The organism is Aeromonas popoffii, from assembly GCF_000820025.1.
Classification (GTDB): domain Bacteria; phylum Pseudomonadota; class Gammaproteobacteria; order Enterobacterales; family Aeromonadaceae; genus Aeromonas; species Aeromonas popoffii.
Genome location: NZ_CDBI01000091.1, coordinates 73,059 through 86,741, shown reverse-complemented (window position 1 = coordinate 86,741; position 13,683 = coordinate 73,059). Strand labels below are relative to the sequence as shown.

Annotated in this window: 10 protein-coding genes; 4 read left to right on the top strand and 6 right to left on the bottom strand. The window is 61.4% G+C overall.

The genetic code is table 11. The features are described 5' to 3' along the window. Nucleotides 1-78: 78 nt before the first annotated feature. The 4 genes from BN1129_RS19255 to argC all read right to left on the bottom strand — a co-directional run bounded on the left by BN1129_RS19255 (nt 79) and on the right by argC (nt 4,130). Entirely contained in the window at nt 79-1,314 is a 1,236-nt protein-coding gene (locus tag BN1129_RS19255; protein WP_042038721.1) for an argininosuccinate synthase, read from the bottom strand. Between the two features lie 69 nt (nt 1,315-1,383). Continuing rightward, on the bottom strand, nt 1,384-2,295 hold the full coding sequence (locus tag BN1129_RS19250) for an ornithine carbamoyltransferase (protein ID WP_042038719.1): 912 nt from the start codon (nt 2,293-2,295) through the stop codon (nt 1,384-1,386). Nucleotides 2,296-2,319: 24 nt separating this feature from the next. Continuing rightward, complete coding sequence (argB, locus tag BN1129_RS19245; protein WP_042038718.1) at nt 2,320-3,099, bottom strand: acetylglutamate kinase; 780 nt, start codon at nt 3,097-3,099, stop codon at nt 2,320-2,322. A gap of 23 nt (nt 3,100-3,122) precedes the next feature. Then, complete coding sequence (gene argC, locus BN1129_RS19240) at nt 3,123-4,130, bottom strand: N-acetyl-gamma-glutamyl-phosphate reductase (RefSeq protein ID WP_042038717.1); 1,008 nt, start codon at nt 4,128-4,130, stop codon at nt 3,123-3,125. A 278-nt stretch (nt 4,131-4,408) separates the two neighbouring features. Here argC and argE point away from each other — a divergent pair, with 278 nt between their 5' ends. The 3 genes from argE (at nt 4,409) to BN1129_RS19225 (ending at nt 8,906) form a co-directional block, all read left to right on the top strand. After that, nucleotides 4,409-5,554 carry an acetylornithine deacetylase gene (gene argE / locus BN1129_RS19235; protein WP_042038715.1) on the top strand — a complete coding sequence of 382 codons (1,146 nt, stop codon included), beginning with the start codon at nt 4,409-4,411 and terminating at the stop codon, nt 5,552-5,554. A 214-nt stretch (nt 5,555-5,768) separates the two neighbouring features. After that, nucleotides 5,769-8,402: a phosphoenolpyruvate carboxylase gene (ppc, locus tag BN1129_RS19230; protein ID WP_042038713.1), complete on the top strand. Its 2,634-nt coding sequence runs from the start codon at nt 5,769-5,771 to the stop codon at nt 8,400-8,402. Between the two features lie 105 nt (nt 8,403-8,507). Next, a complete protein-coding gene (locus tag BN1129_RS19225) occupies nt 8,508-8,906 on the top strand; it encodes a hypothetical protein (protein ID WP_042038712.1) in 399 nt (132 codons plus the stop codon). A gap of 378 nt (nt 8,907-9,284) precedes the next feature. On the opposite strand, the gene BN1129_RS19220 is transcribed toward BN1129_RS19225, so the two are convergent. After that, nucleotides 9,285-11,738 carry a bifunctional aspartate kinase/homoserine dehydrogenase II gene (locus BN1129_RS19220; RefSeq protein WP_042038711.1) on the bottom strand — a complete coding sequence of 818 codons (2,454 nt, stop codon included), beginning with the start codon at nt 11,736-11,738 and terminating at the stop codon, nt 9,285-9,287. Beyond that, complete coding sequence (gene metB / locus BN1129_RS19215) at nt 11,738-12,910, bottom strand: cystathionine gamma-synthase (protein WP_042038710.1); 1,173 nt, start codon at nt 12,908-12,910, stop codon at nt 11,738-11,740. The genes BN1129_RS19220 and metB overlap by 1 nt, the downstream gene beginning before the upstream one ends. A gap of 210 nt (nt 12,911-13,120) precedes the next feature. On the opposite strand from metB, the gene metJ reads away from it, so the two are divergent. Then, nucleotides 13,121-13,444 (top strand): met regulon transcriptional regulator MetJ, encoded by a 324-nt coding sequence (gene metJ / locus BN1129_RS19210; protein WP_005315809.1) that lies wholly within the window; start codon nt 13,121-13,123, stop codon nt 13,442-13,444. The last annotated feature ends 239 nt before the right edge of the window (nt 13,445-13,683 follow it).

Genomic DNA, 13,683 nt, shown 5'->3' with positions numbered 1-13,683 from the left:
GAGAGGCCTGAATCACCGAGTATTGGTATTAGGTGGAGGGCTCAGCCCCCCACCTATGCTACGGGTTAATGTCGCCAATCAACCGTGGGTGTGATCACCACCGATGGCCTGATGCTGCTCCTTCATGGCGCGGATCCGGCTGGCCAGGGTAAAGAGACGGATAAACCCTTCGGCATGGCTCTGGTCATACACCTCGTCGGCACCGAAGGTGGCGAAATCTTCGGAGTAGAGGCTGTTCGGTGACTTCTTCTGCACCGCGGTAACCTGACCCTTGTACATCTTCAGCACCACTTCACCGTCGAGATCCTCGGCGATGGCGTTGGCAGAGGCGACGATGGCCTTGCACAGCGGAGTGAACCAGCGACCGTCATAGACCAGGTGAGAGAACTCGGCACCCAGCTTCTCGCGCCAGGCGCGGGTCGGTCTGTCCAGTACCAGCTCTTCCACGGCGCGCAGTGCCGCCACCATGACGGTGCCACCCGGGGTCTCGTAGCAGCCGCGGGACTTCATGCCCACCATGCGGTTTTCGGTGATGTCGATACGGCCCACGCCGTGCTTGCCAGCACGCTCGTTCAGGGTCATCAGGATCTGGTGCGGGCTGAGCGGCTGGTCATCAACGGCAACCACTTCACCCTGCGCCACGGTCAGCTTGACGTACTCCGGCTCGTTCGGTGCCTGCTCGGCCGGCACGGTCCACTGCCAGACGGCTTCGGACGGCTCGTTCCAGGTGCTCTCCAGCTCACCACCCTCGGTGGAGATGTGCCAGGCGTTCGCATCGCGGCTGTAGATCTTCTTCAGGGTCGCCTTGCAGGGGATGTTGCGGGTCTCCAGATAGGCCAGCAGATCTTCCCGGGAGCGCATGTCCCAGATCCGCCACGGGGCAATCACTTTCAGCTGGGGCGCCAGGGCTGCCACGGCACCTTCGAAACGCACCTGATCGTTGCCCTTGCCGGTACAGCCGTGGGAGATGGCGTCAGCCCCTTCTGCCAGGGCCGCTTCCACCATCGCCTTGGCAATGATCGGGCGGGCCATGGAGGTGCCCAGCAGGTAGGTGCCTTCATAGACGGCACCGGTTTTCAGGGTCGGGTAGACGTACTCCTTGACGAACTCTTCCCGCAGATCCTTGACGATACATTTGACCGCACCGGAAGCGATGGCTTTCTGCTCGATCCCTTCCAGATCGTCACGCTCCTGACCCACGTCGGCGACGAAGGCGATGATTTCGGCATCGTAGTGCTCTTTGAGCCAGGGAATGATGGCCGAGGTATCCAGTCCGCCCGAGTAAGCCAGTACGATCTTGTTGATTCCGCTCATTTTACTTCTCTCCATGATGATTCGATAAAGGTGTCGTGATTCAGGTTGAGTGCCGCGTTACTGATTCCGCTATTTGTTGCCAAGCAGGGTCAGCAACACGGCGTTCTGGATATGCATCCGGTTTTCAGCCTCGTCCATGATGAGGGAGGCCGAGCCATCCATCACCTGCGAGGTGATCTCCAGCTCCCGGTGCGCCGGTTGGCAGTGCAGCACATGCTGAATGCCGGTGCGGTCGAGCAGGGCCTGGTTGATCTGGTAAGGCATAAAGAGCTCGGTGACCTGCTCCATCGGGGTGTTGTCGCCCATGGAGACCCAGGTATCCGTGTAGGCCACGTCGAACCCTTCAATATCTGCCACGTCATCACTGATGTGGATGGTCGCCCCCGACTTGGCCGCCAGTGCCTGCGCCTGCAGGAAGATCTGGGTATCCGGGCCGTGGCCCTTGGGGCAGATCAGGGTCACGTCTGTGCCCAGGGTCGCCCCCAGCAGCAGCAGAGAGTGGCTGACGTTGTTGCCATCACCGAGGTAGGCAAGCTTCACCTTCGACAGATCGTCGTAGTGCTCGGCAATGGTCATAAAGTCGGCCAGCCCCTGGCAGGGGTGGTAGAGGTTGCACAGGCTGTTCACCACAGGGACAGTGCCGTGCTCCGCTAATCCAACAAGCGTCTGGTGGTCGAACACCCGCGCGACGATGGCATCACACCAGCGTGACAGGTTGGCGGCGAAATCCTTCACCGACTCCCGTTTGCCCAGCGCGCCGTTTTGTTGATCCAGATAGACGCTGTGGCCACCGAGCCGGGCGATACCGATGTCAAAGGTGACCCGGGTGCGCAGGGAGGGCTTCTCGAACAGGGTGACCACGCTCTTGCCTGCCAGTGCCTGGCTGTACTTTTTCGGATCGGCCTTGACCGCTTTGCCGAGCGCAATCAGCGCCTCGATCTGGGCTTTGTTCAGATCGCTGTCTTTCAGAAGATGTTGCATCGGATGTTCCTTGTTACGACCGGGTTAGAGGGTGACCTGGGTGCCGACGGCACCGCCTGCCAGCAGCTTGAGCAGTTGATCCGGGTAGCGCCAGCTGGCGACACAAACCGGCTTACCGAGGGTCTCAGCCGCGTGCAACGCAGCTTTCACCTTGACCGCCATGCCGTCGCTGATCACCCCTTTCTCCATCAAATCCAGTGCCGTCGCCTTGTTCAGCTGCGGCACCAGCTTGCCCTTGCCATCCAGAATGCCGCTCACGTCCGACAGCATCACCAGATCGGCGCCGAGCGCCTCGGCAATCGCCGTGGCCGCCTGATCCGCGTTGACGTTCATCAGCTGGCCGTCGGCCGTGATGCCGATGGAGCTCACCACCGGCAGGAAACCCTGCCCCAGGATGCCGGTCACCAGCGCCGGGTTACCCGGTTTGCAGTCGCCCACAGCGCCGAGATCCGGGTCGAGCTGGGTTACCTGACACAAGCCGCCGTCGGCCAGACAGAGCCCCACGGCCGGAATACCGGTGGCGATGGCCTTGGCCATCATCTGCTTGTTGGCGGTCCCCGCCAGGGCGCCGGCGATGAAGGGGATCTGCTCGAACGGGGTCACCCGCAAGCCGTTCTTCTTGGTGGAGCAGAGACCCAAGCCCTTGAGCAGGTCATCCACCAGACAGCCGCCACCGTGCACCAGCACCAGGGGTCTGTGTTGCTCATCCAGAAACGTTTTGAGGGTGGCGAACAGGGCGGTCAGCGCCTCGTCGTTCTCGATGAGGGCGCCACCCAGCTTGATAACCAGCGTCTGTTTGTCCATCGTTGCAATCCTTCCTTAAGTCCTTAAATCAGGCCGGTGGCCGGTTCAAATCCGAATTTGATATTTATGCACTGCACAGCCTGGGAGGCGGCACCCTTGAGCAGATTGTCGATGGCAGAGACCACCACCAGCATGTTGCCCTGCTGTTGCCAGGCAATATCGCAGTAAGGGGTGCTTGCCACACCACGGATGGAGGGCATCTGGCCGGTGAGGCGCACCAGCGGCTTGCCTTCGTAGGCCTTGAGGTAGGCCTGCTCAACCTGAGTCGGCGTCACGCCATCCGCCAGCTGCACATAGATGGTGGCCAGGATGCCGCGCACATAGTTGCCAAGGTGAGGCTGGAACAGCACCTCGCAGCCAAGGTGGTGGCTGATCTCCGGCTGATGTCTGTGGTTGAAGGTGCCGTAGGGGTTGAGGCTCACTTCGCAGAAACTGGTGTTGATGGCCGCCTTGCGACCGGCGCCGGAGACCCCGGACACGGCGTTGATGATCGGCTGCCACCCCTTGGCGATGAGGCCAGCCTGCTGCAGCGGCTTGAGGGCACACAGGGAGGCGGTCGGGTAACAACCCGGCACGGCGATCAGTTGGGCGGCGACAATGGCATCGCTGTTCCATTCCGCCAGACCGTAGGCGGCCTGATCCAGCCACTGCTCGCTGTCGTGGGTGAAGCCATAGAAGCTGTCGTAGAAGCCTTGATCCTTGACCCTGAAAGCACCGGAGAGATCGAACACCGGCAGACCCTTGGCGAGAAACTGGGGCGCAAGCGTGGCGCTCACCTCGTGGGCGGTGGCCAGCAGCACCAGATCGGCCTGGGTCAGGATCCGGGTCATGCCATCCTCGTCCAGCGGCAGCAGCGGCAGATCCAGCGCACCGACCCACTGGGGATGGAGAGAAGAGAAAGGCTTGTGCGCATCCTGGCTGCCGGCCGACACGTAGAGGCCGAACAGCTTGAGTTGTGGATGGTTCTGGACCAGTGCGGCCAGTTCGGCTCCCGCGTAGCCACTGGCACCGACGATAACGGTGTTAAGCATTATTGAGTATTCCAAGTCAGGGTTCGAAATTCACAGCATGGCGCTGCAGACAGTGCAAGGGGTGAGGAACCGCCCCTTCAATGCAACGAGTGCGGAGGGGCAATTCAGGCGGGGTTGTGTCGTCGGTTATAGATCAGGTGACAGAACATTAACTTTCCCTTACAACTAGAAGCCTTGTTGATGAGCCACGAATTCAGGCAAACTCACAGAATATTCATGCACTCACTTTGCATTTGTATTTTCTAACAGAAACGTTCCGGGGACGCAAGGAGGAGCTGATGGCCAATCTGGATTTTTTTGCACTTTATAAGAATATTATTGCGATTCCCTCTATTAGCAGCACGGATCCCCGCTGGGATCAGAGCAACGAGGCGGTGATCAGGCTGCTGGCCGACTGGTTCGGCCAGCTCGGCTTTCAGTGTGAAGTGACGGCGCTGCCGGACCTGCCCGGCAAGTTCAACCTGGTGGCGACGATCGGCCAGGGCGAGGGCGGCCTGCTACTGGCTGGCCATACCGATACTGTCCCGTTCGACGAGGGCGCCTGGAGCAAAGATCCCTTCAAGGTGACCGAAGAGGGCAACCGCCTGTATGGCCTCGGCACCATCGACATGAAGGGCTTCTTCGCCTTCATAGTGGAAGCGCTCAAAGAAATCGATCTCACCAAGCTGAGCAAGCCGCTGCGCATCCTGGCCACCGCCGACGAAGAGACCACCATGGCGGGGGCACGCGCCATCGCCGCCGCAGCCGAGATCAAACCCGACTACGCGGTGATCGGCGAACCCACCGGACTGGTGCCCGTGGTGGCCCACAAGGGGCATATGTCGGAGGCGATCCGCATTACCGGCAAGAGCGGTCACAGCTCGGATCCCGCCAACGGCGTCAATGCGCTGGAGATCATGCATCAGGCCATGGGTCGGGTGCTGCGCCTGCAGCTGCATCTGGAAGAGACCTATGCCGACTACCGATTCGCGGTGCCGCAACCGACCCTGAACCTCGGTTACATCCAGGGTGGCGACAGCCCGAACCGCATCTGCGGCTGCTGTGAACTGCACATAGATATGCGCCCCACCCCGCAGGTGGGGCCAGACGAGCTGATGGGCATGCTGAAGGAGGCGCTCTCCCCCATCGAAATCCACCAGCCGGGCTGCCTGCACCTGCAACACCTGCACGAACCCATCCCCGCCTATGCCTGCGCGGATGACTCAGAGCTGGTGCGCGAGGCCGAGAAGGCGAGCGGTCGCGCCGCCGAGTCGGTCAACTACTGCACCGAGGCGCCCTTTATCCAGCAGTTGGGATGCCAGACCATAGTGCTGGGCCCAGGCCATATCACTCAGGCCCATCAACCGGACGAATACCTGGATCTCTCCTTCGTCAAGCCGACCACGGCGGTGCTGCAACACCTGATCCGCCGGTTTTGCCTCTGAGTTGACGGAAATGTAAGTAAGTTACATAACATGCCGCCTCGGGACAGGTGAGGGAAATACATGTTCTGAATCGGCCTGTTATTTGACCTTGCGCAGATAATCTGGGTAGATTGTCGCCCTAAGATGACGGAGCATATGTTGTAATCACACAACAATAAGTGAGGCTGTCTCTCACCTCGGATGGAGAGAGACACCAACCAGATAAGGATGTGGAATGAACGAAAAGTACGCCGCGCTACGCGCCAACGTAGGCATGCTGGGTCAACTGCTGGGCAAGTCCATCAAGGATCATCAAGGAGAAGCCTTCCTCGACAAGATCGAAACCATTCGCCAGTTGGCCAAATCCTCCCGCAAAGGTAATGAGGCTGACCGGGAACGTCTGCTCGATACCCTGCGCACCCTGAGCGATGACGAGCTGTTGCCGGTAGCCCGTGCCTTCAGCCAGTTCCTCAACCTGGCCAACGTGGCCGAACAGTTCCACACCATCTCCCGTCGCTGCGAAGAGCAGGTCTGCACCCCGGACCCGCTGGAGCAGATGTTCGCCAAGCTCAAGGCCTCCAACCTGACGCAGGAGGCCATCATCCAGGCCGTGCGCGAGCTGGATATCGATCTGGTACTGACCGCTCACCCGACCGAGGTGACCCGTCGCACCCTGATCCACAAGCACGTCCAGCTCAACGACTGCCTGGAGGCGCTGGAACTCTCCGACCTGCTGCCCCGCGAACGGGACAAGATCCTCAATCGCATCGAACAGCTGGTCAACCAGGCCTGGCACACCAACGAGATCCGCGAGCAGCGCCCGACCCCGGTGGACGAAGCCAAGTGGGGCTTCGCCGTGGTGGAAAACAGCCTGTGGCCGGCCATTCCCGAATTCATGCGCAACCTGGACGAGCGTCTGCAACAGCACCTGGGTGTGCGGCTACCGCTGGATGCCGCACCGGTCAAGTTCACCTCCTGGATGGGCGGTGACCGTGACGGCAACCCCTTCGTCACCGCCAAGGTGACCGCAGAAGTACTGGAGCTGGGCCGCTGGATGGCAGTGAGCCTCTTCTACAAGGACATCAAGGAGCTCACCTCCGAGCTCTCCATGTCAGACTGCACCGACGCCGTGCGCGAGCGGGTGGGCGATCACCCCGAGCCCTACCGCGCGCTGGTGCGTGAGCTGCGTGAACAGCTGCGCGAAACCCAGGAATTTCTCACCGCCAAGGTGCAGGGTCAGGTGAGCGAGAGCCGGGATCTGGTCAAGACCACGGCCCAGCTGCGCGAGCCGCTGGAGCTCTGCTACCACTCAATGCACGCCTGCGGCATGGGCAACATCGCCGACGGCATGCTGCTGGACGTGCTGCGCAAGCTGGCCTGCTTCGGCATCCATCTGGTCAAGCTGGATATCCGTCAGGATGGTGAACGCCATGGTCAGGTCTTCTCCGAGCTGACCCGTTACCTCGGTATGGGCGACTACGCCGAGTGGAGCGAGGACGACAAGCAAGCCTTCCTGCTCAACGAGCTGAACTCCCGCCGCCCGCTGATCCCTACCGACTGGGAACCGAGCGACGAGACCCGCGAGACCATAGACACCTGTCGGGTGATCGCCCAACACGACCCGGATGCGTTCGGCATCTACATCATCTCCATGGCCGGCGCACCATCTGACGTGCTGGCGGTGCAACTGCTGCTCAAAGAGGCTGGCTGCAAGTTCCGCATGCCGGTCGCCCCCCTGTTCGAGACCCAGGAAGACCTGATGGCGGGCACCGCCGTGATGGAACGCCTGCTGTCGGTGGACTGGTATCGCGGTTACATCCAGGGTCGTCAGTACGTGATGATCGGCTACTCGGATTCCGCCAAGGATGCAGGCATGATGGCCGCTGGCTGGGCCCAGTACGCCGCCATGGAATCCCTGGTGGCACTGGCCGAGGCCAACAAGCTGCGCCTCACCCTGTTCCATGGCCGTGGCGGCACCGTCGGCCGTGGCGGCGCCCCCGCCCATCAGGCGATCCTCTCACAACCGCCGGGATCCCTGCGCGGTGGCCTGCGGGTGACCGAACAGGGCGAGATGATCCGCTTCAAGTTCGGCCTGCCGAAAGTGGCCATCCACAGCCTGAACCTCTACACCAGCGCCGTGCTGGAAGGGAACCTGCTGCCGCCACCCAAGCCCAAGGAGTGCTGGCGCGCCGTGATGGAGCAGCTGGCCACCGTCTCCTGCGATCACTACCGCAGCATAGTTCGCGGCCACCCGGACTTCGTGCCCTACTTCCGTGCCGCCACCCCCGAGATGGAACTCGGCAAGCTGCCGCTCGGCTCGCGCCCGGCCAAGCGCAAGCCCAACGGCGGCGTCGAGAGCCTGCGCGCCATCCCCTGGATCTTCGCCTGGACCCAGAACCGGCTGATGCTGCCGGCATGGCTCGGTGCCCACAAGGGGCTGCAACAGGCCATCACCGACGGTCAGAAGAGCGTGCTGGAAGAGATGAGCCGCCAGTGGCCCTTCTTCCGCACTCGCCTCGAGATGCTGGAGATGGTGTTCCTCAAGGCCGACCTCTGGCTCGCCGAGTACTACGACACCCGTCTGGTACCCAAGGAGCTGTGGGGCCTGGGCAAACAGCTGCGCCAGGAGCTTGCCGATTCCATTCAGGTGGTGCTGGAGCTGCGCCCGCAGGGCGATCTGCTCGACGACCAGCCCTGGATCAAGGAGTCCATCAAGCTGCGCAACCCCTACACGGATCCGCTCAACGTGCTGCAGGTCGAGCTGCTGGGTCGCTCGCGCAAGAACCCGGAGACCCTGCACCCCGAGCTGGATCAGGCGCTGATGGTTACCATCGCCGGTATTGCGGCAGGTATGCGCAACACGGGTTGATGGCTGGCAGCAATGCAAATAGGAAAAGGGCGCCAGATTGGCGCCCTTTTCACAGGTACTTGATTGCAGCATAATAACTTCATCTTCAACGGATGACCCCTCTCCATGCGCCCACTCTATCTGCTGGCTCTCCTCGCCTCTTTCGCTGCAGGTGCCAATACCGCTGACACCATCATGATCTGTGATGGTCTGATTACTAAAGCCCAAGCCTATTCCACAATGCCACCAGCCACCCTCAAAAAGCTCAGAGATTCGACATTCGAGAGCACCCTAGATGATTTTCGTCATAAGTACGGTTACGCCGTTGACGACGTGGTTGCCCAAGTGCTTGTGGCCAACCTTTCTCGGGAACAAGCGGAATTCCATGTTCTGCGTCAGTTGCGCATCTTTCAAAGCATGTTGATCAACATGGGGTTGAACCTGAACGGGGTCAAGGATCCTGTACCATGGGAAAAATTTCGTCAGGATTGCATTACCTTGAACGGCCAGTGGCCTGCCATGTGATTTCCTGTATTGTGCTTAGTCCACGCCTTTGCCTGCCATACTTCCCCTCAGCAGCTGTTACCGGCACTCCGCATTAAAGGCGCATCCTCTTGCAAATTGGCTGACCCGAAATAAAAAAAAGCGCCAGTGGCTCTAATGCAAGTCAGTTAAGAGAGTTTGAGTACCAACCCGCTAGGTATAAGGGTCAGAGAGTGAGGGAGGCATAATGCCTCCCTCTTTTTATTGGATGACAGTCAGGGCAAAGGTTTCAGCCAAATTGACGCGTTAACCATGGCACCGTTTCTGTTATTCAAAATTTAGAATATTCAGTCACAAAAAAATGCTTAACTGACTGGCATTGGCCATTGGCGCCTCTGTTGTTGAACTGCTTATCCGCTCTTACAGGCTGGCGCAGATTTGCCAGAGGTCGTACTGGATGGCGGCAGCCGTCACTTCCCGGCCTGCGCCCGGCCCTTGAATGACCAGCGGGTTGGTGCGATAGCTGTCGCTCTCGATGGCGAAGATGTTATCGCACGGCAGCAGGTTGGCGAACGGGTGGTGGGGCTCCAGCGCTTCCAGTCCAACCCTGGCCTTGCCGTCGTGCTCGAAGCGGGCCACGTAGCGCAGCACCTTGCCCAGGCGCCTGGCTCCCTCGAAGGCGGTCTGGATCGGGCCATCCAGCTCTTTGAGCCTGTCCATGAACTGATCCGTGCTCGCCTTGCGCAGGGAGACGGGCACCAGATTTTCCAGCTCGATGTCGGCGGAGTCGAGCTCAAAGCCCGCTTCCCGCGCCAGAATGAGCAGCTTGCGCCTCACATCCTGACCGGAGAGATCTTCGCGGGGATCCGGCTCGGTCAGGCCGTGCTGCCACGCCTCGTCCACCAGCTCGGAGAAGGGGCGCGTGCCGTCATATTGCTGGAACAGCCAGGAGAGGGTGCCGGAGAAGATGCCGGAGACCCCCTGAATGCGGTCGCCACTCTGGCGCAGCATCTGGATGCTGGACTGAATTGGCAGCCCGGCCCCCACGGTGGCGTTATAGCGCCACTGCACCTGATGGTCGCGGCAGGTCTGTTTGATGCGCTGGTAAAACTCGCTGTCGGCGGCACCGGCAAACTTGTTGGCGGCGATGATGTGGATGCCGAGCTGGGCGAAATCCGGGTAGTAGCGACTCACCGTCTCGCTGGCGGTCATGTCGAGGGCTATCAGGGTATCGAAGCTGTGTTGCTCCAGCTGGGCCAGCAGCTCGGGCCAGATCAGCGGCTTGGGGTTGAACTTGTCCTGCACCTTGAGGGGATCCATCCCCTCTTCGTCCAGCAAGCCCCCTTCCGAGCTGAACACCCCGTAGAGAGTCAGCGCCAGATTGAGTTCATGTTCGAGTCGGGCCTTCTCGCGGCCATAGAGGCTCAGCCAGTGGCCGCCGATATTCCCCTTGCCGAACACCACCAGCCCAACCCGGGTCGGGCGGCTGAACAGGGCGCTGTGCAGGGCGATCAGCAGTGGCTCCAGCACCACTTGGCGCACTACAGCCACCAGACTCAGGCCATCTCTGGCTACCTGCACAAACTCCAGTGGCTGATCCGCCAGCAGCTGATAGAAGCGGTGACACTGCTCGGCGTTATCGGTTACCCCGGCCCCCACCAGAGCCACCAGACTGAACCCCTCTTTCTGGATGAGGCCAGTGAAGCTGCCCTGCAACTGGAAGTCGCGCAGTATCTCGAACGCCCCTTCCGCCACTTCCAGGGTGTAGGCCAGACGCAGCACCCGCCGATCCGGTTGGCGTTGCAGGGTGAGCGGATTGAGGCGATGACGGGCCAGATGGGCCTCGATGACCGCGACTGTCTGATCAAAGTGGGTCTGCGGCAGCACTTTCAGCTCGATCAGGGCTATCTGATCCACCGAGGAGACGATGCGGGCACCGCCGGAGCGCGGCGCACGGCGCAGGATATGGGTGCAGCCTTCGTCCGGGTTGTAGCTGCAACGCAGGGTGAGGCGCTGGCGGCTGTCAGCCACCGGTTGCAGGGTGCGCGAGTGCAATACCGAGGAGCCAAGCCGAGCCAGCTCGTTCGCTTCTGCCAGGCTGAGGCGCTCCAGCAGACGCGCCTCTTTGACCCGGCGCGGGTCGGCGCTGTAGACCCCCGCCACATCGCTCCAGATGGTGGTGGATTCACCATCCGCCAGCAGGGCCAGGAGGCTGGCGCTGTAGTCTGAACCATTGCGCCCGAGCAGCAGGGAACGCCCCTCCATGTCGGCGGCGATAAAACCGGTCACCACGATACGACCGGCATGTTCGGCCAGCCGCGCCTTGAGCAGCTCGCTGGAAAGGGCGGTATCCACCTTGACCAGGGCACCGTCCTCGGCGCGCAGGAAGCTGCGGGCATCGAGCCAGATGGCCTTGTCGCCGCGGCTGGTGAGCAGGGCCGCCAAGAGGCGCGCCGACCACACCTCGCCAAAGGCGAGCAGGCCGTTGCGGGCGAAGCGGTCAAACTGCCCCTCCAGGGTCTTGGCGATCAGCTGCATGTCGTCGGCCAGCTGCTGGCTGAGATCGAGCTGCAGCTCCCCCTCCAGCAGGCCGTCGATCAGGCTCTGCTGATAGGCTTGCAGGGCGGAGATGGCTTCACCGGCGGCCTCATCCCCCACCTCGGCCAGCTCCACCAGCTGAATTAACCGGTTGGTGGTCTTGCCAGCGGCGGAGACCACGATCAGCTCGTTCCCGCCGACCTGTTGCTCGACTATCGCCGCGACCCGGCGATAGCAGACCGGATCCGCCAGACTGCTGCCACCAAACTTGTGCACATGGCGCCGCTTCAATCCTGCTACTGTTACCACCGCGATCTCTCCTTGCTGCTGTTCCATTACTTCGCTACCTGCTCTGCCTGCTGCACCTGTTCAAAAGCCTGAGCCAGATCGGCCACCAGGTCTTCACCGTGTTCTATGCCAACCGACAGCCGTAGCAGCTGGGCGCTGATGCCTGCTGCCTGCTGCGCCGCCGGGGTCATGGCCCTGTGGGTCATGCTGGCTGGATGGGCCACCAGACTCTCCACCCCGCCGAGGGACTCGGCCACCGAAAAGAGGGTGAGTGCTGCGAGGAAGGTACGCAATCCGGCCTCGCTGCAATCGAGTTCAAAACTTAGCATGGCGCCGAAACCGGACTGTTGACGGCGCGCAATATCGTGGCCCGGATGGGTCGGCAGGCTGGGGTGATAGATTTTTTTGACCAGAGGCTGTTGCTGCAAGAAGGCAAGGATGCGATCCGTGTTCTCCTGATGGGCGCGCAATCTGGGGGCCAGGGTGCGCAGACCGCGCAGGGTGAGGTAGGAGTCAAACGCCCCGGAGGTGAGCCCCAGACAGTTGGCCCACCACCCCAGCGACTCGGCCAGTGTCTGCTCCTTGGCAATGGCCACGCCCCCCACCACGTCGGAGTGGCCGTTGATGTACTTGGTGGTGGAGTGCACCACCAGATCCGCACCCAGCGCCAGCGGCTGTTGCAGCAGGGGCGAGAGGAAGGTGTTGTCCACCACGACCTGGGCACCCACTTCATGGGCGGCGGCGGCGATGGCGGCGATATCCACTACCCGCAGCAGGGGGTTGGAGGGGGTCTCCACCCACACCAGCGCCGGCTTCTGCGCCAGCGCCTCGGCCAGCGCGGCTGCATCACCCTGATCGACGAACTGCACCCGGTAGTGGCCTTTGGCCGCCAGATACTCAAACAAACGCCAGGTACCGCCGTAGCAATCGTGGGGGGCGATCAGCAGATCCCCCGCCTTGAGCAGGGCAGTGGTGACCAGATGAACGGCGCCCATGCCGGTGCCGGTCACCACGGCGCCGGCGCCCCCTTCCAGCGCCGCCAGTGCGTCCGCCAGATTGGTGCGGGTCGGGTTGCCGGATCGGGCATAATCGTATTGACGGGGCTCGCCAAAGTCGGCAAAGGTGTAGTTGCTGGAGAGGTAGATGGGCGGCACCACGGCACCGTGCTGTGTGTCTGTCTCAATCCCGGTGCGTACCGCCTGGGTGGCCTTGTGGGTCATGTCACTCTCTCCTTGAACTGTCTCTGGGCGATGGCCGCTCTGCCTCTGCCACGGCTATCCTGCCATTGCTGGCCTATGGTGAACCACCATACGCCAGCATAAAAAAGCCGTCAACACTTCTAGACGTCTAAATGGCTTTGCTGTTGGATTGCCATTAATTTCCTTAAGGGTTAAAATCCGTGCTCACGGCCAAACGAGAACAGGTGGAACATGGGTACAGAGTGGAACGGCGACTACGTCAGCCCCTATGCGGAACACGGTAAGAAGAGCGAACAGGTCAAGAAGATTACCGTCTCGATCCCGCTCAAGGTGTTGAAGGTGTTGACCGACGAGCGCACCCGTCGCCAGGTGAACAACCTGCGCCATGCGACCAACAGTGAGCTGCTCTGTGAAGCCTTCCTGCACGCCTTCACCGGCCAACCGCTGCCCTGCGACGACGATCTGCGCAAGGATCATCCGGACAGCGTTCCCGCTGAGGTGCGCGCCATCATGGAAGCGCTGGGTAAAGAGATCGAAGATTTCGACGCAGAGTAATAGCTGCGATCTATGCCAAACAGCAAACCCTCTTTGAAGATGACGCGGCCCCGGGCCGCGTCATTGCTATCTGGCGCCTGCGCCACTACCAAAGCAACATCTGCAACCACAGCCACGACATCGCCCAGCGGGTACGCCAGAAAGTTGCCGTGGTGATAGCCATCCCGGAGCAGGGAGTGGAGGGCCGCGCCAAGCTGGGCTGATGCCGTTGGCCCCATGAAATGAGAGAGGCGACCCCG